This is a genomic window from Nitrosomonas cryotolerans ATCC 49181 (assembly GCF_900143275.1).
GTDB lineage: Bacteria > Pseudomonadota > Gammaproteobacteria > Burkholderiales > Nitrosomonadaceae > Nitrosomonas > Nitrosomonas cryotolerans.
Genome location: NZ_FSRO01000001.1, coordinates 60393 through 81793 on the forward strand (window position 1 = coordinate 60393; position 21401 = coordinate 81793).

Genomic DNA, 21401 nt, shown 5'->3' on the forward strand with positions numbered 1-21401 from the left:
GAAACGCGCTTGTTCCTATCAATATGTTGATGTATTCCTTATATATCAATGTGTTAATTAATGTGGGGGGCATGTTGTGAAAAAAATACTCTTCTTCTTATTACTACTACTTGTACCTGTTTCAGGGTGGGCTGATACGAATGATCCTATTCGTCGGTTGGAACAGGCATTGGCACGAATACAACAAGAGGAACAGTCTACTTATCAACAATTTTTGATGGTTCAAGAACTACGTCGTAATGCAATGCAGGCGGAGCAGGAGTTCCCAGTTTCAATACCACCCAGTGGATCTATGATTAGCAGTCCGATAATTAATTATGATGACCTGGTTAAACGTAAAAGGGAAAATAACGCGAGAATAGAGCAATATACGGTTGATTTAGAGCATCTTTATATCCGTCATAGAGAATTAGGAGATGAAAGGAAAGCGCTGGTCGAACAGCTTGGGCAATTATTGCAAAAGCCAGCAGAATAATTGGTCATATTCAGTAAAAATTCCCACTCTTTTACTAATCATGATGATGACTCTGTTGTCAGAAATAAGAGGCGTAGCGTTCTATTACGTTTTTCAGAATAACGTATCAATGGCAGATAAACGAACATTTTGAGTCTGTTTTCAAATTTCATGATTAATTAAGAAACTGAGCCGTAAATTTATTCGACACCTTAATATTTCGTTGTCATTTTTTACAGTTTGTGACAGCGCAGGCATGATATATCAGGCGAATTACGGACGCTGCTTGAGGCCCATTTTCCAGGATCACCAAGGTATTTGAGGAGAGATAGCTAGAGATAACCGCCAGTTCATTAATGTCGTTTCCTGGGTTATGCGTATGAACGCACCGTGGCGGATTTTGCTGCGAGATTGCGGAGATTGAAACTGATACATCTGTTCAAAGGTGACTACAGGCATGGAAATGTGGGCAGGGTCTCACAGCAGAAATCCGTTGGGTTGAAAAACAATTCGGTATTGATGCGACATTAATAAGATATATCACCACATTGATTCTCGCGTCCGGCTTTTTCCCCGGAGAGAGCCCAGGAGAAGTTAGCTTCACAGTGCCACTTCAGTTCTTTAGCTTCGAAATTATTCATAGTTATGATTGATAATCACTCTCATTCGTATTACTATCCATAAGGTTTTTGTCAAGGGAAATTCATTCCGATGCATATTCGACTTCTGATTAGAAGATCTATTATAGGTTGTATAACGGTATTATTTACTACGCACGTATTTGCAGGTGACTCAAAGCTAAGTACCGAACACGTTAGAAAACTTTCGATAGAGCAGTCTTTAGGACACAAAATATTCTTTGATACCAATTTGTCTAATCCAGTCGGCCAATCGTGTGCTAGTTGTCACGATCCTAAAACCGCTTTTTCAGAGCCCGACTTAGATTCGCCTGTATCGAGCGGTGCGGAAATAGGAAAAATAGGCACCATTAATACACCCACTGCGATGTACGCAGCGTTTATTCCAGCATTTCACTTTAATTCTGAAGAAGGATTGTTTATCGGTGGACAGTTTTTAGATGGGCGCGAGTCCACTTTAGAAGCGCAGGCGAAGCAACCTTTTCTTAACCCGGATGAGATGAATAATCCAGACAAAGCGAATGTCATTGAAAAAATTAGAAACGCTACATATGCCGACGACTTTAAATTGGTTTTTGGGCAGGACGCACTAGATGACATTGACGCGGCTTATAACCATGTTGCTGCTGCGGTAGCAAGCTTTGAACGTAGCGTCATTTTCAATCCATTCACATCTAAATATGACTATTACCTGGCTGGCATGGTGGAATTATCTGAACAAGAGGAACGTGGATTGCATCTTTTTGAGGCTGAAGACAAAGGAAACTGTGCTGCCTGCCATCCTAGCCAACCTCTTGATGAAAAGCCACCCCTATTTACAGATTTCACGTACGATAATTTGGGTGTTCCTGCTAATCAGAAAATTCTCGAAATCAAAGGCGCAGACTTTGTGGATATGGGTCTTGGTAAAACAGTAAAGGATCATCCGAATGCTGAAGCAGGTGCAAATAATGGAAAATTCAAGGTTTCTACATTGCGCAATAGTGCCAAGACAGCTCCTTACATGCATAACGGGGTTTTCACCAGTTTAAAAGAAGTGGTAGATTTTTATAACACACGTGATGTGGATCCAAGGTGGGCTGAACCTGAAATTGCAGCAGGAATGAATACTGAGGAGTTGGGAGATCTAAAGCTATCTGATCAGGAAGTAGATGACATTGTTGCTTTTTTGAGAACGCTAAGCGATGGTTATGAATTAGATGAATGGGCAACGATAGATCAGCGAAATATCATCAATTTACCTTATGTACGTATTGAAGGGCAGAATGTAGTTAGCAGGATATATTCAGTACAAATGGAAAAAACTGCCGCAGCTCAAGCTTCCTCTCAATATCAAGTGACTCGGCTTAAGGAGTTGTCTTTAACTGATAATTTTCAACAGAGTGATATGCCTTATTATTCTCTTGATACGGGTATATTAGAAATTCCTGCCATTAGAAAAACACATGAAAATGGCAAACAATCAACTTATGTTGCACAATTTAAAAAAGCATTCATTAATGAGCAGTTAATTTTTGAACTGAGTTATTACAAAGAATGGCAGTAAGAAAGACAATATTTGGTTTTCATTTCTTTGGTACGACCAGTTTATTTATCACCAGCAGTATTTACACAGCGGTACTATGCAAAACTGCTGGGCTTCATATTTGAAAGTGCCTATCTTTTTAAAATAAAATTCTTTCATAGATCACAAAATAATAAAGATAACCATCATTGAAACACCCCCAGTTCCATATATGAGCGGACTGTCCCAGGTATGCGGAGAAAAAGCTTCCGCCAAAGTGATGAGAATGGGTATTGTAAATAAGGCGGTGATTAGCTGAACAGAATTGAAATATTGTTGGAATACTAATATTGCGATAAAAGTTGTCACAAATACGCAAGCGCTGCCAATATAGCTACGCGTATATTTTTTCTTAGTAAAAAGTGCGTAGGTTGTATATTTTCGTTTTCCATATCGGACACCTATTGGTTCAGCGAGACCATCTCCAACACCATTGGCTATAATAATGATCATAATCAGCGGCAATATATTATGACTTTCGAAGTATGCTAACAATGGAATAAGCACTAGATAAGTTGCGATAAACTGAGTGTAAAGCCAGGTTAGTGTTAACGGCCGGTCTTCCGGTCTATCAAATGAACGAAACATTACCATCAGAAGCTTGACTCTGTTTCGTATCGGTTCTATAAAAAACGTCAAGAATACAAATACACACACCATATCCATGATAAATGTTGCTGCGCTGTATTTATCATCTCAACTTCCGGAAAACCCCGGTCTTAAGGCCGGGGATGGATAGGGAGTCAGCTTCGCTGATACTAAAGCCTGTTTTTTCACCTATTTCTGTTACAGTGTGTTAATGGAAATTAAGCGCGCATACAAATTCAGGTTTTACCCAACTTTTGAGCAAGAAACTATTCTGGCTCAAACATTCGGGTGTGCTCGGTTTGTCTATAATCGGATGTTGCGCGTTCGTTCTGATGCTTGGTATACCGAGAAAAAAAGAATCGGGTATCATGCTACCTCCTCTTTGTTGACCGAGTTAAAAAAAGAGCCCGAATTTGAATGGCTGAACAAAGTTTCCAGTGTTCCTGTGCAGCAATCTCTCCGCCACCTGCAAACGGCATTTGGTAATTTCTTTGCCAAACGAGCCAAATACCCGTCATTCAAAAGCAAGCATGAGAAGCAATCGGCTGAATACACGTCCAGCGCCTTCAAGTGGGACGGTAAGTCTCTGAAACTGGCGAAGATGAAAGATCCACTGAATATCAGATGGTCGCGCACCCTTCCTAAGGCAACAAAACTAACGATTGCAACAGTCTCTAAAGACTCAGCGGGTCGATACCATGTTTCTATGCTTTGCGACGACTCTGTTGCGCGAAAGCCAAGGGTTAGCGGCAAAGTCGGCATTGACTTAGGATTAACGCACTTCGCTATTCTTTCTACGGGCGAGAAGATTGCGTCTCCTAACACGCTACGAAAGAATAAAACCAGGCTTGCTAAGCTGCAACGTAAGCTATCTAAAAAGCGCAAAGGGTCGGCCAATAGACAAAAAGCCAGACTGAAAGTAGCGCGACTACATGCAGGAATTGCTGATGCTCGTAAAGACTTTCTACATAAACTCTCAACACGGCTAGTGAACGAAAACCAAGTGATAGCTGTAGAGTCTTTAGCTGTTAGCAATATGAAGAAAAATCGTTGCCTCGCAAAATCAATTTCCGATGCAGGATGGGGTGAATTTGTGCGGCAATTAGAATACAAGTCGCTGTGGTACGGGCGAGAGCTTGTAGGTATTGACCGATGGTATCCAAGCAGCAAACGCTGCTTGGGATGTGGGCATACCGTAAACAAGATGCCTTTGAATGTGCGTGAATGGACTTGTCCGGAATGCGGATCAATCCATGATCGAGACATCAACGCAGCGCGTAATGTTTTGGCCGCTGGACTGGCGGTGTCAGCCCTTGGAGAATCTATAAGTCCTGTTTGCATTTAGGTGCGTCCGGGTTGGATTCGTTGAATTGGGAATCCCCTTCGTTTACGGAGGGGAGCAGTCAAATTCAATTACTGACAACAATAAAACCGGAAGAAAAAAATGCAAAATGATTTATTTTTCGGGTGTAATTAACCTTGAAATCTCGATGTATTACTAGTAAGCCATTGATGTAATGAATAGAAAATAGCAATACGTAAAAAATAGCATGATGTAGCCAATATTCTAAGGGAATGCCCATTTTTATGTCGAGGTTATGTTTTTCAATTACAGTTATTCATTTTAATCCTAACGAGGACTAAAGGCCCCGAGTTGACAAGAAATTAATGTGTACGGATCAATAGGGAAGGCTACTGCACAACTTCCCTGTCAGCACGATAATCGACTAAAATGGTGACAAGTAAAAGAAAGACCGCTGCATAACTGTGTTTTTGAGCTTTTCTGATTACTTGCAGCATTGATAAATCAAGCACTTAAAAATCTTGCCCAGCTCGCCTGCCAAGTGGACGATGCAGCAACGTCGTTAGCAACAGGAACTCACCGCACCGAAGTCATCTACCCCATTCCGGGATAGAGGCAGAAAAAATCCTCTGAGACCTTTGCAAAACCCCAATAATTGTAAAATTAATCCTTTATAGTCAATGGTAAAAAACTTCTAGCGAGGGATTTTGCAAAAGTTTCCTCCTGTCTTTAGGCGAGGGAAGATGTGAAGTGGTACCGCAAAACTGGACAAATTGTTAAGCTCTGATATGAGATAAATAGAGAGACATAATCATGAGCAAGAAACGTATGCAATATTCAACAGAATTCAAAGCCAAAATAGCCTTGGCAGCAATACGTGGAGAAGAAACGGTACCACAACTAGCCGCTCGTTATCATATCCATCCTACGCAGATTAATAGCTGGAAACGTCATTTGATTGAAAAAGCCAGTGATTTGTTTGGCAAGAATAGTGACGCCAATAATAAGAATGGTCATAGTGCCGACGATTTACATCGCGTGATTGGGCAATTGACGGTGGAACGCGATTTTTTAGCCAGAAAGCTCGATCATTAAGTGTTGCTGAGCGCAAAACAATGATCGAGCACCACGAGAAACTAAGTCAATCGCGTCAATGCCATTTACTGGGTGTTGCACGCTCGTCGTATTATTATCAGCCACAACCCACAGATGGGAGTGAGTTAATCTTGTTGCGTCAAATGGATGAGCAGTATTTGAAAACACCACAGTATGGTTCACGTAGTTATGCCACGTGGTTCAGGCGCCAGAGGATGATGATAGGCCGCAAGAAAGCCACTTCAATGATGAAGATGCTGGGCATTATTAGCACAGCACCAAAGCCCAAAACTAGTATTCCGGCCAAGCAGCACAAGAAATATCCTTATCTGCTCAAAGATAAGGCCATTAGTCGTCCCAACCAAGTTTGGGCGACTGATATCACTTACGTACCGATGGAAAAAGGTTTTGGCTATCTTGTTGCTATTATGGACTGGCATTCGCGTAAAGTACTGAGCTGGCGCTTATCCAACACACTGGACGCCGATTTCTGTGTCCAGGCTTTGGAAGCTGCCATCCAGGATCATGGCTGTCCGAAAATCATGAATAGTGATCAGGGTGTGCAGTTTACCAGCGAGGCATTTACATCAATGCTAAAAACCAATGGTATACAGATCAGCATGGATGGCAAGGGCTGCTACTATGACAATATTTTTGTTGAACGACTATGGCGTACAGTCAAATACGAACATTTATATACCCAGGAATTCAACAATCTAAAGGAGGTAAGAAAAAGTTTAAATATTTGGTTCAACTGGTACAATCAGGAACGTTTTCATCAAAGTCTTGATGATCTAACACCAGATGAAGTTTACTATCAGAAGTATGCAATTCCTCAAGCTGCCTGAGCTTGATTAACCAGCCATGTTAGAGCTTAATTTATCTTCAGGTTGTCTAATTAAAGGGGGCCACTTCAATCTGACCTTTGCGAATCATGCGCATTAGTTCGATGCTAGCCAAGATGTTTTTTAGCTGATTGAAAAGATTTAAATCTAAGGGTCTGTTTCGTCATTCGTTTCATTGATCGATGGTCTTGTTCCACAATATTATTGAGATATTTGACCTGACGAACCCCATGGGAAATCTTTGCAAAAACCTCTGTAGAATGGTCAACTGTAACACCGCGTTCCTTCATCATTTCTTCCAGGTGCCGGTAACTTAACGGATACACCGCATACCAGTGGATGTAAACCAGTATCACCTCGATCGGAAATCGGATTCTTTTTATAATCAGCATGTAGCCTCACCGTCTTTTCAATATCAACGGTCTGCAGGAAGCCATCAATGATCTCGCTTAATGCGGCAGAACCTAATTAAGACCGCTGCATAACTGGTTATCTCGGGCTGGGCAAGGTTTTAAGTGTTTGATTTATCAATGCTGCAAGTAATCAGAACAGCTTAAAAACACAGTTATGCAGCGGTCTTTAATTTTCTACGGTCAAGGTAATGCTGCATTTTGTTGGAGGATATTCAAGTTCGATGCGATCTTGTTGTATTTTCCCGATGAATATAATTTCTGGATTCATTGCATTTTCAATAACTAGCGCGGACTCCACTACGATTCCCCGATGTTTTAATTTTTCCTGAAAAAAACCATGAGCTACTTGAAGTGCAAATTTATCCTGATCGAAAACTATTTTTCCTTCTAAAAAGCCAACCGTCTCACAACCATGACTGACCTCCGCCACATATTCTGTAGCGAGCTGCTGAAAACCACGGTGTTGAATGGCGCTGGCATAAATACTAGGTCTTTCCTCGAAGAGAGTGATATAAGTTTTTGCGTTAGATATATCAATAATTACCGGCTTATGTTGCTCAATGATATGGACAGTCGCTCCAAAGTGCGCTTGCTCCGCAAGTTTTAAGTTATAACTAACGGCTAAGTAAGATAGGGCTAACATCTCTGGAGGAGCCACCAGGGCCTTTACATATAGCAGCGACGCCTCTTCTTCTGGATTGTGTTCTGAGGGGATATAGCCTTGCTCCCACATAGTCAGTGCATGGGTTCGAAATTTTTTATTTGTGGTTGCCAGCTTAAACTACTTACCTGCTTCACTAAGATTTTTGCTTGCTCCTAAACCTGACAAATATAAATGACCCAAATAAAATTGTCCCTTTGGATTACCTTGTGAAGCGGCCTTACGATACCATTTCATCGCTTCAGCAAAATCCTGCGCGACTCCATCTCCCCGGCCGTACAATGTTCCAAGCGCTTCCTGGGAGAAAGGTTGTCCGAGTTCAGCGACCTTACGAAACCATTTCGCTACCGTTTTGGGGTTAATGGCGTAGCGTTTCGCCAATACGTTCAGACTCTCTTGACTATCTTGTATCGCTCGACGCACTGCCGCTGTCGTGCGGGCGCTTCCGTGTAATATTTGTCTCATAATTCCTCCTGCATCGGTAGTACATTATATATACCATTACAAGGTGGGACTAAACACAAAACCCCTTCTTTTTCGGTTGTTTTTTATCTTCCGCTTTTATGGATTGTTGCTGAGCTCGCTCGGTCCTTCTAGGGGAGTGTGGCGTGCCTGGAAATCTGTTACCGTTGCAGTATTAACGTATTGCTTGGTTTCTGTGCCTTTCAGTGGAGCATCAGGTCTTTTTTTATGGGCCTGTGGCGTTGAATCATGGAAAGGCGGGGTACCTACATTCGAGCTTATCAAAGACATCAGGTTGGGGGCTATTTCCACTTCTTCTCGTGCTCTAGTGAGGGCTACATAAAAGAGCCTTAATTCTGCTGGGTCATATCCGTTTGTATTACGATGTTCTTTGGCCATTCCCTGTCTTTTTGGTTGGCTCTTAAGGAAATCATCCATAAGCCGAACATTCCGCCATTCACGACCCTTCGACTTGTGCGCCGTCGAAATTATAATATCGCAACTATCCTCATCGACCGTACGGTTGAGTGCCCACAATAATTTGCGTTCACCGCGCAACTCAACCAAGTTAACGAATGCTTTAAGGTGTCCTCCCTCACCGCTATTAGCGAATTCCGTCACTTGCTGCCAGGTATTAAAGCCAAAAAAATCAGCGACAATGCTAGGCTCGCCATTCTTTAAACTTTGTACACCACGCAGCATTTCTATGAGCTCACTCTTGCCACCGACAAGATGAGGCTTCTTGCCAGAGTCGAGCGCTTCAATGACAGCGGCAATTGTCATTGTATTTGTACGCGCCAGAATTGCACAAGGTGATGTTGGACCGATCATACTTTTAATTTCTGGGTTACCGACAATAGCGTTTTTTTCACCTAAAAGTGAAAGAATGTTAGTAGCTGCCGCCGCAATAGCGCCGCCAAATCTAAAGGAATTTGTCAGATTTGTGGTATTGTCTGTGTCAATTTCATTCATAGCATTAATAGCGCCACGCCATTCGTAAATTTGTTGATATTTGTCACCCACATATATCATTTGTGCTGACTGTCTTTTCGCTACGTCGAGCATTACAGGACTAGTATCTTGCGCCTCATCCAATAATATGAATTCTGCCCCGATGATGGGTTTAGATAAAGCCCAAAGCTTTAAATAACCATCATGACCTAAGGGAATTGGATCATCTATAGCCAGCATCCGTTTCCAAACGTGCATAGCACCGTGGACCGCGAAGTCTTCAATGATTTGTGTAGACTCACGCGCGGCATGAAAAACTCCCTGTCGCGGCACATGCGAAGGTTTCGGCTCAAGGTCTGCACTCTGAGCAAAGCGGCGAATCGTTTCAAGAATTAAGTAACCTTGTGACTGGGGCAATAGAATATGATTTTTATCAACCCGCCACTTCTTCAGATTCAACAGTTCCGCAAGCTGATTTGCATTTATCTTGCCCGTCATTTTATTTGGATTATTCTTGTAACTTGAAGGTGTTGCTCTATAGGCGAGGCCGTGAATAGTGAAGCAATTTACGGTGTTTGGAAACTTGTTTCTTGCGTCATTTACAATGTTTTTGTTGAAGGCAATGTATTGCCCTTGTTTTGTAGTAGCATGTGCTAGCAGTTCCAATGTGGATGTCTTGCCAGTGCCTGCAAAGGCGTTAATTTTAAGAGAACCGCCAGTTAGAAAAGCGTCAATCGCCTTATTTTGTTCATTTGTGGGTTTGAGTTTTAAAATTCTCTGAGGCCGCCATACTGGGTCAGTTTGTCCAGGCAAGTTCTTTGTTAGTTTTTCTATCGCTTGTCTGAGATTCTTTGCTCTTGGCGTAGTCCGAAATGTTAGCTCATGGGCTAGTTGACCAAGAGTCCTGGAGTCGCTTCCATCTTGAGTTCGCCTGAATTTTTCTTCCAGCTCATTAATTGAACAACGCATGAATGGGCGTGGCACGGAAAACCCCCAATTATTAAAAACAGAAAATGCGCCCAATGAAGGTAGGCAATAATAGGATAATAACGGAAGATAATAAAAATTCTTGAATAAAGAAATCTATTAATCTTAAGCACCGGGAGTTCGACGACAGGTGGCATGAGTTCTGTTATGCCACACAAAATTCGAGCGAATACCATTCGGCAATTTTCATGGTGGCTTTTATCTCTGTATCGTAACGAATCGAGTATCCATCCTCTTTTCCAAGGCATCTTTAGTCCTCAATATAAGCACATTATTTAGATGCTTTTGCTGGCGTCATCAACGAAAAGACATCCACAAAGCGAGTTACTGCACGGTTTGATAAATGCCGACACGATACAGAATGAGCTTGTGACAGATCCAGTAAGTATTTTTCATCGGAATTCCTCAATTGCGATAGCGAAATTTAATGCCTGCGAATCTTTTAGCATCATGGTTGTTATCCCCACAAGATTACCGTACTGGTCAAATAATCCACCCCCGCTTGATCCAGAAGAAATCGAAGCATTTGTTTGCAAATAGGAAATGCCTTTAATCTTCCGCTTCCCAGAAAGCAATCCTTGACTTAGGGTGTTTTCCTGACCTCTAGGAGATCCAATTGCGTAAACTACTTCACCAACTGCCATAGCTTCGATACTTCTAAAGCTCTTCACAGGGTTTAGCTTAAGAGAATCCGATTTCAGAATACATGCATCCTTTCTTTGCGTCCCTTTGACGAACCGCGCCGCATGCGGAATCCCTTCAGCTAGAAAGACTATAAATTTATTGTCCGAGATCACATGGCAGTTCGTTACCAATAGCGTGTCTGAAATAGCGACCGCTGAGCCTTGTGAAATACTCTCAAATGACTGGAATTCGCTCAGATTTTTCGCCGCAAAAATCATATGAACAGATTCACTACGTTGCCGAAATAACTCAGATGGTGAAAGCGTCGAATCGACATTCTTCGAATTAAAATATATGTTTGAGTCAGTGTCTCGCTGTGCGTAGGAGCTGCTGGGGTTTACTGGGCTTATTTGGCGAGTAGTCGATTTACGATAGTGTTGCACCGAAATGGACTTGCTCATCGCTGACTCATTTGAACTCGCAGAATGCCAGCCGCCTTTATTTCCAAACTCCTCAGCTAACATATATGCATACCAGTTGTCTTGATCTGGGCGTGGCCCACTTACTCCAATTACCTTGATAGCGCTATCCAGCGCAGCACGTGTTTTTGGACCAAAATCGCCATCGATCTTTCCATCCAAAAAATCTAATCCAATCAAAGCTTCCTGTAAGATTCTAGTTTCATAGACATCCGCACTATTCCAGTGTGAAATACTTGCTTTGACCTCATTTAAAAAATCGAGTGCAGCAATCCAATCAGGCTGCGTGCCAATTCCTCTGTGAAGCATAGTTGCTACATTATACTGTGCGCCTCGATTCCCAAGGCTTGCTAAGATAAGCCATTCAGAGAAGGCTTCGCCTGGGCGATCTATTTTTAATAACTAGAATTCAGATAACATCTCATTTGAAATGACGTAGCCTTCGTATTTCCCGCTTGTAATATGACCGCCATATTCACCATAGTAAATACAACTGGTGCCAACATATGGTCTGTGCTTTAGAGGATTGTCGTGTAAATAACCCGGCACACACGCAATCGAAGGGCTTGCAATGAGCCAGATAAACAACAATAGTAATTTTTGCATAATTATGTCTCAAAATTTCAACGGGAACCCCCCTTTCTTTTAACGACGAGAGATAAGAAAAATAAACGTCCTTTTTCATCAAACTGGAATCAGGTGGGCCCGATGATTTTAAGATTTCTGCCAGCTAATCGCGACGGTGTCCGAGTGAGCAAACCGAGATGATTTAGAATCTTAGTAATGATGCTGGATTTAGGATGGCAGCGATGATTTTTAATTGCCCGCCGGATACCTGCTCCGGCAGGTGAAAAGTCTAAACAATATTGTCGATCAAAATGTTGATTCTTATCGCTATGTTTTATGCAACAGAACCGGGGATAATCTCCAAATCTCCAATTAAGATCATTACGGCGGAATACCTATTGACTGGCGTTCCGCTGTATTTTATGTTCCGGCAACATTGCCGTTGAATATCCGGGTTATTCTTTCTAATACAATGAATAATCACGTTATTCTATGTCACGATCAGAAACGAAAATTATATTGGACATAGAGAAGATCGGGCGAAATGCCGGGTCTCTGGTTTTCAATAAAATTGCCTGTAAATAGCTTTGAATAGCCAATCAGCGCATCGTGATGGCGAGCGATATGAAAATTAACAACGAAATCAATTGCATCACCAACATGACTGCCAGATTGTCCAGTAGGGTCTCTCAGGGTTGCGGCACCGCCGGCATTGTATAGAAAATCCCGTTTGTTGGCCAAATAATATCGATGGTACTGGGCCAGGAAAGTAAACCAGGGCTGTGGTTTCAGGGTAATCTGGGCATTAAAATCATGTATATTTTGCCGCCCTACCTGATCCAGGTAGCCAAAATAATAATGACCAAAGGGAAACAGATGATTGAAGGTGTTGCTTCTACCATCTTGCGGGTTGCTATCACCGGAAGCAAAATCGTAGCGAATCCAGATATTAGGATTCATCGGTAGGGGGAGTTGATAGCCGATACCCGTAGAGACTGAAAAGGCTGAAATATCCAGGTTAGACCTTTTGCCAAACTGATACATGCCTTCGAGTTCATATAAAAAACGATTGTAATCCCCTACAATACGGCCACCCAGGGTATGTACGGTGGAATCCCCTTGCAGAATATTCCCCTGCCGCAGGTTTGCCGGATTGAGTGTCCGGTTATCATCGAGACTCAGAAAATAAAGATCGAGTAACTGGTTTTTCATGGGTTTGTAGGTTCCCCATAAACCAAAAAAATTGCGCTGCTGATCCCAGTTATCAAAATCACCTTTTTCCGTATCCATTGGCCGTACCCAAAAAGCATCCACATCCCATGTCGGAGAGCGCCAAAAGGTTTTAATACCCTGAAAAGTACGTCGTGTATTTGCCCAGTCTAAAGGTGCAATTAATCGTTGTGAACCATAGAGTAATTCTTGTCGACCAAAGCGAATATAAAGTGGGGCTTCTTTGACATTACCGAGTTTGACATCTGCAAACAGATTTAACAGGTCTGTATGATTTCTATCAATCGCAAGGGGGGTTAATTCAGGACCAAAGGAACGCGCATCCAGGAATTCGGCAAATATGCGTACCTGATCCCGATACCAGAGATCGGCATGAACACGCGTACGAGTCAGATGATAATCATTGTTTTTCCCGCTTATATTGAGACGGCTGTCTGTTTCATGCATGTAGCGATACCAGAAGCTGCCGCCAAATGACAGGAGCCAGTCACTGCCGAGATGGATACGCTTGACGGGATCAAAGAAATCTTCTTCATAGCCGGGTGTTTCCAGATAACGAAAGTCGATATCGAAAGCGGAAGTTGGCAACAAGGCAGAAGGGGCATAAGGTGAAACAGGCGGGCCTGAGCGCTTATTGCCGGTAAGGAAATCCCCGATAGAATAATAACCTGATGCTGGTGCCGGTTTAGAAAATAATCCGGGGCGCGGCATGGGTGTTGCAGGCGGGACTGTGGACCAATCGATCTCGCTTGAACTGGCCATGGCCATCATCGTTTTGTTCGTGTCTGTATCTGGCTCGGCGGCGATACCCAGAGACATTAAACTGGCCACGCCGATACTTAAACACAGATTTAAACACCATTTGTTAACCCTCACATTTGAATATGTTATGGGTTGAGTCATACTGACATAAAAGGAAACGAACGAATTAAAGATTGTCATGACTGGATTTCCTTTTGCCTGGATTCTTACGTCGATGAATCCGCGCTATCGCGCTGTTGTATATCTCATATTGAAGGTACAAAAACTGCATACTTTCTCCCGTTAATTTTAAAAAAGACTGATTTTTGTGCACCATCCCGAACCTGTTTTTGGAAATTATTGATAAATTCAGCGGACTATCTGGTCCATTGATATTGATCGGTTATTTGAATCAAAGCATTGCCAGGAAGCGATTTAGAAGCAATTGACGTATTTCTAATACTGAATTTTTCATGATTGACTGATTTCAAAATTTTTCTTTTTAAGAAAACAAAGCAGGTGTCGTTCTGGGCTGTAATTGATAGATTGATTTTTTATTGAAAATGAATAGGCATCATTCATAAAAAATTACGATTTACTCACGAATGATTCCTGTTATTCCTCACATCGATAAATAATATGTGTGTCTGTCGCGCCACGAATAATAATCTGATGCGATTGTTTCGTTTCAACTGCCATAGAAATCGTTATGATTTTTTGTAATAAAGCCGTTTTTTTGAACAGAAAACCGGAATGAGTGGATGGAATTAAACAGATATCACATCAGGACAGCATCAAACCGTGCCATTTCGTGCAATTACGGAGAAAGTCGCATCCAATAGAATCGATTCGTTAGGGATTCATGTCGGGCTGAAGGATACAACAGATTGACCTCAATTGACCATTGAGGCGTATTCTTGTGTGAGTACATGCATAGAATATGCAATCGATGACGGCATTGCAGCGTCGTCTATGGACTCATAGTTGCTGTGAATCCGAACAGCACCATGATAACAAGCGATATACGTTGCTTTTTAAAATCAGCGCTAACTGTATTCCAGGTAATAGATCGCTATTCCTAATGCGATTAGCGCCGCTTCAAATCCGCTTATCCATAGCAGCATATAGGTAATACGTCGAGCGGAAGGACTCATAGGTTGCCAGATGTAGCGCATATACCAGCGCCATGGCCAAAAACAAGACCATTGTTTCCAGGCCAGCAAATATCGCTGTAAATATTCTGCCCAGACCACCATACTTTTGTCGACTTGATGTAAATATTGTTTACGTAAATGTTCGGGCACGCCTTCGTAATGATCAATAATGGTTAATTTGGATTGCCATTTATCTTTTGTAGTCAGCGGCTCAATAATAAGGGTAGTGCTGCTTTTCAAGCCCTGCTGATAATGAATCTGAAGACCATCCGGTAATATCTTTACGTTTAGAATGAGGTCAAAATCAAAGGGCTGTTCCTGACTCAGGTTTTTTCCGGAAAAGCGATAATGGTGCGCGCCGAGAATTTGCCATTGCTTGAAATGAAGCATGGGGTTAATCCGGAGCAAGCGTTCAATATCCTGGCAAAAGACTTTCAATGCCTCCATCTTAAGCGGCGTATGAATGGTTGCCCATGCGGCATCTTTCATAGGCGTGGCTAGGCTATTCGGATCATTCATGAGCGATTGGCGACGGGTATGGAACGATGAGCAAAGGAATTGCAAGGGAACGGATTAAATCCTGAGTCAGCATGCGAGAACGTAATCCCTTTTTCCCGGGAGGGCGCGGTGAGCCAATAATGACTAAGTCAAATAGCGTCTTTTTACTGTAATACAGCAGGCTTTCATCTGGCTCACCGAATGTAATGATTTTATTGTAGCCTAATGCGTGTGCTTGGGCCTGCTGATGGACTCGTTGAATATGTTCATCAACTTCCCGACCGAGTTCTGTTTCCAGATATCGACAGAATTTGTCGCGGGTGTTTCCATTGTTCAGCCAGTCATCGCCGGTCATTCCCTGCCATAAGGTCGGCACAACGATCAGATGATCTATTGTTCCACCCTGGGTGCATGTGGAAACGGCCTTGTTTTCTGCCGCCATAGCCCCTTCAGTACCGTGGCTGGCTAATAAAATACGACCGAACGCTTGTTTTTCCGGCAAGATAAAGTGGACTACTATTGGCGGCTATTAATAACCGATGTAAATAACAAGAGCAAGTATCAGTGCAAAAACTAATGCAACCAGATCTTCTTTTCGGTCACTGCCAAAAATTGACAATGCGGAACCGCGATCAAATGACTGTATCGTTTCTTTTTCCATAATTTCTCTATCGATTAAATTGTTTCACTAACCAGCGTCATCACGATAATCAGTGATAACGCCGCTTTAATAAAGCCAACGATCCCCCCGATAACAGCAGGTTGCCCCCCGGCCTGTTTCATGGAACTGATTGTAATCTGCATGCCTAATCCGACCAGACCAAAAGCGAATAGCCAGGTAATCCATTGACGAAAAGCTTCAATTTTTTTTGCAGTATGCCGAACGGCCTTATGTGCCGATTTAAGAATAGTATTGGCATCCTGCGACAGAATCTTTGCATTGATTAATCCGCGCAGCGTCGTATCATCATCACTGGACATGATCTTGCCATTTTCGATCAGGCGCTGTAGCGCTTCACTATAATCGGCACGATGTACTTTATTTGTTTCCGATCTGAGTTGCAGCACTTGCCCAGCCTGGAGTAGGTTTTCCGCTTTAAAACCTTGTTCTGTAGTGTTTCCAAAATATTTACCCTGGTAATGATGTGCGGGTGAAAAAATACCAGTAGTGGAGAGGGCAAACATAAGAATAAAACCTAATACAAAGATTGGGAATTTCTCAATAACGATACTTCCGACATTGACTTGCGTAATCGTCGTGCTTCCTTCACGTTTTACATACCATACAGCCAGCCATAATACGACGATAGGCAGAATGAGCACACGGGTAATGTTGAAAATTTCAGCAACTTTGAGTGTTTCGATCCCATCAGGCTGGTAGGCGAGTGCGGCACCGGCGACTTGTGCTGAATTGAGGATGCCTGTTCCCGCCCATGCCCCAAATTGCACATAGCTCATATTCAACAGATTACCAATGATAGGGAAGATGAACATGCAACCAACGCCCCAAAGCAGGATAGTCCCGATGGTATAGGCTATTTCGATGGGCCTGGCTTGTACTACAGGCGCAACAGCAACTGTGGCGGACACACCACAAACGCCCATGCCGGCTGACAATACGCCGCCCATGGAACTGGGAATGTTGCGTTTGTTAGCAATCCATAGCACGATCCCGACTGAACCGAGCACGAAAAAGCCAATCATAACAATGGACAACCCTCCCAGATTTTCCAATTCCGCCGCACTATACAAGGTTCCTAACAGAATCACCCCGGTTTTGAGGCCGAGACGGGACAAGCGAACGCCATTCTGAGCCCAATCAGGTACCTTGAATAGATTAACAATAATAATACCGCTGACAATACCTAGCACAACATAGTTCAAGCCAAATAGATCATGAATATATTTACCCGTTTCGCCAACTTCTCCGAAACTTGTGCTGATAACGGCGATTTCTGGTGCAATAAACCAGCGGACCAGCATGGTGATCAGCAGGATAAACATGCCGCCTGCAATGGTGGATGAGTAATAATCCCAATGTCCTTCTCTATGTGAACCCAACCACTGCCAGATACCTATTAGCGTAGCGATAAGGCCAAAATAGAATGGAATTGTTGTAAGTTCAGTAACGTATTCATATGGTTTATCGGTCGTCAAGTGGTCTATAACCGGTGCGAACAAACCGCTATGAGCGCAATACCAGATTGCCAACATAATAGATCCAATAATCAAAAGTGCCGGATTTTTTTGGGTATATATCATGGTGATTTCTAGATTGATTACTGAAATAAACCTGATTCAATTCAGATAGGCTGGGTTAATATCCTGATTATGAATAGGAGCGTGCCGTACTGAGGTTTTGAACCACATGCCATGTATTATGACTTGTTTTCAATATTCCGGTACCAGGCATCGTAAATCTCATCTGGCCATAATGATTTGATCCATACCAGGATGTCGTCAACTTGTTGTTCGGTTAGTTTGTTTTCCCATGCAGGCATGCCACTGGGCATTCCATTATTTCCGGGTGGTCCACCTTTGAGTATCGTTTTTTTCAATGCTTCGGTTGTATGATGCCATGTATGCGCAGTGCCATTTAACGGCGGTGGTGGATACCGCCCGTCTTTTCCTGGTTGACGCCAATTTGGTCCTGCTTCTCCTTTTTGTCCATGGCAGCCCGTACAATTTGCGCGATAGGCGGTCTCACCCTGTTTGATCTGTGCAGGATCAAAATCACGTGTTATCAGCGGCTCCTGACTGTCACGAGGTTGAGCTTGATACGTTTCATGCGTTTGTGGTGTTTGTGGTGGTGCATTGCCTGATGGTGCCGGATCGTTGCAGGCAATGAGCAATCCACTGATGCTGATGAGTAAAAAATAGCGTGTAATCATAATAATATAAAGTATCAATATAGAATGTTATTTCAATCTCATGATAGAGCCACCAGATTCTGCCTGATCCGGCTTTTGAGCGGATGGATCATGGCGGCTGTATACGGTTGCATCGATCCGTTGATCGCCCTTCTTTTCAACTAAAAGCACATTATAGGGCTCACTGCGGGGACCTTCCATACCGGGAGAACCTTTGGGCATATCCGGTACAGCCAGACCAACGGCTTTAGGCCGCTCTTTCAGGAGTCGTTTAATATCCTGTGCCGGTACGTGACCCTCAATGGCATAGCCATTCACAAATGCAGTATGGCATGATCCCACTGAGTTGGAAAAACCAGCCCGTGCTCTTGCTTCCTTGTTGCCAACGTCATTGGTCTTGACGGTAAAGCCATTATCACGTAAATGATCGACCCATTTAGAACAACATCCGCAAGTAGGGCTTTTATAGACTTCAACTGTTGTTGTGGCAGCAGCGTAAGTGGCCACGCTGAAAAAACTGATGGCGAGGATAGATCTAATTAATAGGGTACAAATTTGCGTTTTCATTTTTTCTCCACATTGATTTTTCCGCGCATTCCTTTGAAATGGCCCGGTAGCGGGCAGGCAAAATCTATCGTGCCAGCACGGGTAAATTGCCAAATTAATTCCTTTTGTTCACCAGGATCCAAGCGTATCTGATTTTGTTCCGCAGCTTTTGTTTCTGGATGGATACGCCGCATCTTGGCTTGTTCTTGCAGGTTATCCATGGTGTCAATAATCATTTCGTGCTGTTCATTGCCTCCACTTTTAACCACAAACCTGATTGTTTCTCCCTGCGTGACATTAATCTCTGAAGGTAGAAAGCGGTTTTCGATGACCGTTATCTTGATGATACGTGTTACATTGCTTGCATCACCCGGTTTGCCAATAACGGAATCGATTGCATTGTTGTCAGAATAAGCACTTGAGAATATATTGGTTGAGAATATGTTCAACAACGCAAAAGAAAGGCAAACGATCAAATGCTTTCTCATATGATTCTCTCCATAGTATCTCAAATGTTTTATTTAGCTTCGTTCACGTCTTAGCAGATTGGAAAGCATCAATGCTAAATTGTTCCGGTGCATTTGTCTATTTTTGGTAAGTTATTTGAAAAAAAGCATCATTCTGCTATTTTCGCAGGGAACCTGGCATTAGACTACAGGATAAAGGCGCCTGTATCGCTTTTGCTTTGTGAATAAAATTTTTAGTATATTATCCTGATCTCTAATTCAAATTGATTATAAGCGAGGCTAACTTTAAATGTTATCCAGAAAGGTGGAATATAACCATAATAAATTACGTAAACGACTGTATCGTCAGGTTGGAACGGCGATTGCTGATTTCAATATGATTGAGGCTGGTGATCGCATTATGGTTTGCCTGTCGGGTGGCAAGGACAGTTATGCCTTGCTTGACATTCTGATGCATCTGCAAGCACATGCACCTTTACAATTTGAATTAATTGCCGTCAACCTGGATCAAAAACAGCCTGGTTTCCCTGAACAGGTATTACCGACTTATCTGACAAAGATTGGCTTGCCCTTTCGTATTGTTGAGCAGGATACTTATAGTGTGGTAAAGCGTGTCATTGCTGAGGGAAAAACAACCTGTAGTCTTTGCTCGCGATTGCGCAGGGGAGTGCTTTACCGTGTGGCGGGCGAACTGGGTGCCACTAAAATTGCATTAGGTCATCACCGTGATGATATTCTGGAAACACTGTTTCTCAATATGTTTTATGGGGGTAAGCTTAAGGCCATGCCACCCAAACTGGTCAGTGATGATGGTCAACATATTGTCATTCGACCATTGGCTTACTGTAAGGAAAAGGATTTAGCCGCCTATGCCGAAATTGCAAATTTTCCGATTATTCCCTGTAATTTATGCGGATCGCAAAAGAACCTGCAACGCCAGGCTGTGAAAGAGATGATGCAACAATGGGATAAAAAATTTCCGGGCAGACTTGAGACCATGTTTCGCGCCATACAAAATATTCAGCCATCACATTTGGCGGATAAGACACGTTATGATTTTGTTGGATTGAAAGCACAAGGTGAGCCGATTGCCGATGGTGATAAAGCATTTGACGAGGAAGTATTTGGATCCAGCATTGAAGAAATGACTTTGATGGCTGTTGCAGAAACGAAGCCGGGTCGTGCGGTTTCCGGATAATTAATTAGAGACGGGTATTACGATAATCGGGCGGAATCCATTTGAAAGTGATGGCCACTAAGCCTGCAAAGAGTACATAGACTGTGGTGAGTATGCCTTCTGGAAAAGTGTAAAATAAAATACGATGCAGCCACAGCTGAATAAAGCCCTGATCCGTTTCTATCTGACGGGCGGCGTTTTCCCATGCGGTTAATGGGCAGGTAACACCGGCTAAAGATTCACCAACAACAACTAGAATAGCCGCGAGATGGGTCAGTCGAAACCAGCGATTCCTGACAAAGGTGAACTTCAGCCACGCACCAACCCAAATCAGGGGCAAGCTGCCCACAACAAACAACACAAAGAGAAAATGAATAACCAGTATGACGTCAGCAAGCAAAATAATTGTCGATAACTGGTGATTCGTTTACGGTGTTTCGCTTGTATTGATGATGGAAAGCCTGCATCAAAGAGGCGTCTGATGCCTGGACTGGGACCTGTCCTGTAACAAAGGGATCAGTGTCTTTTCTAATTTTTTCTGATCGACACGACCCAGATAGGTCGTCATCATTTCACCATTGTGGTTGATTATGACGGTGAAGGGTAAGGCCGATTGGTGGTTTCCAGCGGCCTCGGCCAGCGACATGGCATCCATTCCGCCAACCAGGACAGGATAATTAATCCCAAATTCCTTACTATAGGCAACAACCTTTTCTTCTCTATCAATGGCAATGCCAATGAAAAGTAATCCCTGGTCATGGAATTTTTCCTGCATCTCAATAAACTCAGGAATCTCTTCTCGGCAGGGCGCACACCAGGTTGCCCAAAAGTTTACTACCAGCACCTGGCCCTGCCATTGGGCAATGGCTTGATTTTCCCCATGGATATCTGGCAAATTGGCAGCTAAGATGGCTTCAGCACCTTGTTTGCTTGCTGCGCTGGAAAGGGAAGTTTGCTGGGTATCACCGATCAGCTGGGATCGCAGCAGAAAACCGGCCGTCAAAGCAAATGCAGCCACCCCTAAAAATAGTAATCCCTGTTTTAATGTTGCCATTTATTGTTTTCCTTCAATTCAAAAGCGCGACGA

The 21401-nt window shown here is 42.9% G+C and carries 20 protein-coding genes and 3 pseudogenes; 6 read left to right on the plus strand and 17 right to left on the minus strand.

Annotation, left to right across the window (positions count from 1 at the left end):
• Positions 1–76: 76 nt before the first annotated feature.
• Both BUQ89_RS00220 and BUQ89_RS00225 read left to right on the plus strand, forming a co-directional pair.
• The gene (locus BUQ89_RS00220; protein ID WP_028461512.1) at positions 77–475 is read left to right on the plus strand and encodes a hypothetical protein; all 399 of its coding nucleotides are present in this window, start codon (positions 77–79) and stop codon (positions 473–475) included.
• 690 nt (positions 476–1165) lie between these two features.
• Positions 1166–2638, plus strand: coding sequence for a cytochrome-c peroxidase (locus tag BUQ89_RS00225; protein ID WP_074202443.1), 1473 nt, complete (start codon positions 1166–1168; stop codon positions 2636–2638).
• A gap of 141 nt (positions 2639–2779) precedes the next feature.
• Here the strand turns inward: BUQ89_RS00225 and BUQ89_RS14035 are convergent, their stop codons facing one another.
• The gene (locus tag BUQ89_RS14035) at positions 2780–3109 is read right to left on the minus strand and encodes a hypothetical protein (protein ID WP_245812859.1); all 330 of its coding nucleotides are present in this window, start codon (positions 3107–3109) and stop codon (positions 2780–2782) included.
• A 346-nt stretch (positions 3110–3455) separates the two neighbouring features.
• On the opposite strand from BUQ89_RS14035, the gene BUQ89_RS00235 reads away from it, so the two are divergent.
• The 3 genes from BUQ89_RS00235 (at position 3456) to BUQ89_RS00245 (ending at position 6490) form a co-directional block, all read left to right on the plus strand.
• Positions 3456–4589 carry an RNA-guided endonuclease TnpB family protein gene (locus tag BUQ89_RS00235; RefSeq protein ID WP_143772734.1) on the plus strand — a complete coding sequence of 378 codons (1134 nt, stop codon included), beginning with the start codon at positions 3456–3458 and terminating at the stop codon, positions 4587–4589.
• Positions 4590–5360: 771 nt separating this feature from the next.
• A complete protein-coding gene (locus BUQ89_RS00240; protein WP_074202444.1) occupies positions 5361–5642 on the plus strand; it encodes an IS3 family transposase in 282 nt (93 codons plus the stop codon).
• A gap of 20 nt (positions 5643–5662) precedes the next feature.
• Positions 5663–6490, plus strand: coding sequence for an IS3 family transposase (locus BUQ89_RS00245; protein ID WP_074202445.1), 828 nt, complete (start codon positions 5663–5665; stop codon positions 6488–6490).
• 46 nt (positions 6491–6536) lie between these two features.
• Here the strand turns inward: BUQ89_RS00245 and BUQ89_RS00250 are convergent.
• The 14 genes and pseudogenes from BUQ89_RS00250 to BUQ89_RS00310 form a co-directional block, all read right to left on the minus strand.
• Positions 6537–6879 (minus strand): annotated as a pseudogene (locus BUQ89_RS00250) (DDE-type integrase/transposase/recombinase).
• 187 nt (positions 6880–7066) lie between these two features.
• Positions 7067–7633 carry a hypothetical protein gene (locus tag BUQ89_RS00255; RefSeq protein WP_028462239.1) on the minus strand — a complete coding sequence of 189 codons (567 nt, stop codon included), beginning with the start codon at positions 7631–7633 and terminating at the stop codon, positions 7067–7069.
• Positions 7634–7681: 48 nt separating this feature from the next.
• Positions 7682–7855: pseudogene (locus BUQ89_RS14040) on the minus strand (tetratricopeptide repeat protein); the annotation flags it as partial.
• A 33-nt stretch (positions 7856–7888) separates the two neighbouring features.
• A pseudogene (locus BUQ89_RS14045) lies at positions 7889–8026 on the minus strand (IS481 family transposase); the annotation flags it as partial.
• A 96-nt stretch (positions 8027–8122) separates the two neighbouring features.
• Positions 8123–9958 (minus strand): UvrD-helicase domain-containing protein, encoded by a 1836-nt coding sequence (locus BUQ89_RS00265; protein WP_143071275.1) that lies wholly within the window; start codon positions 9956–9958, stop codon positions 8123–8125.
• A 395-nt stretch (positions 9959–10353) separates the two neighbouring features.
• Positions 10354–11373 carry a trypsin-like peptidase domain-containing protein gene (locus BUQ89_RS00270; protein WP_051537690.1) on the minus strand — a complete coding sequence of 340 codons (1020 nt, stop codon included), beginning with the start codon at positions 11371–11373 and terminating at the stop codon, positions 10354–10356.
• Positions 11374–12132: 759 nt separating this feature from the next.
• Positions 12133–13803, minus strand: a complete 1671-nt coding sequence (locus BUQ89_RS00280) for an alginate export family protein (RefSeq protein ID WP_177183608.1) — start codon at positions 13801–13803, stop codon at positions 12133–12135.
• A gap of 845 nt (positions 13804–14648) precedes the next feature.
• Positions 14649–15275: a hypothetical protein gene (locus tag BUQ89_RS00285; protein WP_028462235.1), complete on the minus strand. Its 627-nt coding sequence runs from the start codon at positions 15273–15275 to the stop codon at positions 14649–14651.
• Positions 15268–15756, minus strand: a complete 489-nt coding sequence (locus BUQ89_RS00290; protein ID WP_036573746.1) for a universal stress protein — start codon at positions 15754–15756, stop codon at positions 15268–15270. The genes BUQ89_RS00285 and BUQ89_RS00290 overlap by 8 nt, the downstream gene beginning before the upstream one ends.
• Before the next feature lie 27 nt (positions 15757–15783).
• The gene (locus BUQ89_RS14325; protein WP_256205460.1) at positions 15784–15915 is read right to left on the minus strand and encodes a hypothetical protein; all 132 of its coding nucleotides are present in this window, start codon (positions 15913–15915) and stop codon (positions 15784–15786) included.
• A gap of 14 nt (positions 15916–15929) precedes the next feature.
• A complete protein-coding gene (locus tag BUQ89_RS00295) occupies positions 15930–17468 on the minus strand; it encodes a YeiH family protein (protein ID WP_177183609.1) in 1539 nt (512 codons plus the stop codon).
• Positions 17469–17632: 164 nt separating this feature from the next.
• A complete protein-coding gene (locus tag BUQ89_RS00300) occupies positions 17633–18145 on the minus strand; it encodes a c-type cytochrome (protein WP_036573742.1) in 513 nt (170 codons plus the stop codon).
• Positions 18146–18172: 27 nt separating this feature from the next.
• Positions 18173–18691: a DUF411 domain-containing protein gene (locus tag BUQ89_RS00305; RefSeq protein WP_028462232.1), complete on the minus strand. Its 519-nt coding sequence runs from the start codon at positions 18689–18691 to the stop codon at positions 18173–18175.
• On the minus strand, positions 18688–19158 hold the full coding sequence (locus BUQ89_RS00310; RefSeq protein WP_028462231.1) for a cupredoxin domain-containing protein: 471 nt from the start codon (positions 19156–19158) through the stop codon (positions 18688–18690). The genes BUQ89_RS00305 and BUQ89_RS00310 overlap by 4 nt, the downstream gene beginning before the upstream one ends.
• A gap of 268 nt (positions 19159–19426) precedes the next feature.
• Here BUQ89_RS00310 and ttcA point away from each other — a divergent pair, with 268 nt between their 5' ends.
• Positions 19427–20335 (plus strand): tRNA 2-thiocytidine(32) synthetase TtcA, encoded by a 909-nt coding sequence (gene ttcA / locus BUQ89_RS00315; RefSeq protein ID WP_028462230.1) that lies wholly within the window; start codon positions 19427–19429, stop codon positions 20333–20335.
• A gap of 4 nt (positions 20336–20339) precedes the next feature.
• Here the strand turns inward: ttcA and BUQ89_RS00320 are convergent, their stop codons facing one another.
• On the minus strand, positions 20340–20714 hold the full coding sequence (locus tag BUQ89_RS00320; RefSeq protein WP_245812860.1) for a DUF2784 domain-containing protein: 375 nt from the start codon (positions 20712–20714) through the stop codon (positions 20340–20342).
• A gap of 66 nt (positions 20715–20780) precedes the next feature.
• Positions 20781–21368: a TlpA family protein disulfide reductase gene (locus BUQ89_RS00325; RefSeq protein ID WP_028462228.1), complete on the minus strand. Its 588-nt coding sequence runs from the start codon at positions 21366–21368 to the stop codon at positions 20781–20783.
• Between the last annotated feature and the right edge of the window lie 33 nt (positions 21369–21401).

Excerpts from the sequence above, each read along its gene's own strand:
- BUQ89_RS00225 (WP_074202443.1), top strand. The coding sequence starts at position 1,166 with ATGCATATTCGACTTCTGATTAGAAGATCTATTATAGGTTGTATAACG.
- BUQ89_RS14035 (WP_245812859.1), bottom strand. The coding sequence starts at position 3,109 with ATGATCATTATTATAGCCAATGGTGTTGGAGATGGTCTCGCTGAACCA.
- BUQ89_RS00235 (WP_143772734.1), top strand. The coding sequence starts at position 3,456 with ATGGAAATTAAGCGCGCATACAAATTCAGGTTTTACCCAACTTTTGAG.
- BUQ89_RS00240 (WP_074202444.1), top strand. The coding sequence starts at position 5,361 with ATGAGCAAGAAACGTATGCAATATTCAACAGAATTCAAAGCCAAAATA.
- BUQ89_RS00245 (WP_074202445.1), top strand. The coding sequence starts at position 5,663 with ATGATCGAGCACCACGAGAAACTAAGTCAATCGCGTCAATGCCATTTA.
- BUQ89_RS00255 (WP_028462239.1), bottom strand. The coding sequence starts at position 7,633 with ATGTGGGAGCAAGGCTATATCCCCTCAGAACACAATCCAGAAGAAGAG.
- BUQ89_RS00270 (WP_051537690.1), bottom strand. The coding sequence starts at position 11,373 with ATGCTTCACAGAGGAATTGGCACGCAGCCTGATTGGATTGCTGCACTC.
- BUQ89_RS00280 (WP_177183608.1), bottom strand. The coding sequence starts at position 13,803 with ATGACAATCTTTAATTCGTTCGTTTCCTTTTATGTCAGTATGACTCAA.
- BUQ89_RS00285 (WP_028462235.1), bottom strand. The coding sequence starts at position 15,275 with ATGAATGATCCGAATAGCCTAGCCACGCCTATGAAAGATGCCGCATGG.
- BUQ89_RS14325 (WP_256205460.1), bottom strand. The coding sequence starts at position 15,915 with ATGGAAAAAGAAACGATACAGTCATTTGATCGCGGTTCCGCATTGTCA.
- BUQ89_RS00295 (WP_177183609.1), bottom strand. The coding sequence starts at position 17,468 with ATGTTGGCAATCTGGTATTGCGCTCATAGCGGTTTGTTCGCACCGGTT.
- BUQ89_RS00300 (WP_036573742.1), bottom strand. The coding sequence starts at position 18,145 with ATGATTACACGCTATTTTTTACTCATCAGCATCAGTGGATTGCTCATT.
- BUQ89_RS00305 (WP_028462232.1), bottom strand. The coding sequence starts at position 18,691 with ATGAAAACGCAAATTTGTACCCTATTAATTAGATCTATCCTCGCCATC.
- BUQ89_RS00310 (WP_028462231.1), bottom strand. The coding sequence starts at position 19,158 with ATGAGAAAGCATTTGATCGTTTGCCTTTCTTTTGCGTTGTTGAACATA.
- ttcA (WP_028462230.1), top strand. The coding sequence starts at position 19,427 with ATGTTATCCAGAAAGGTGGAATATAACCATAATAAATTACGTAAACGA.
- BUQ89_RS00325 (WP_028462228.1), bottom strand. The coding sequence starts at position 21,368 with ATGGCAACATTAAAACAGGGATTACTATTTTTAGGGGTGGCTGCATTT.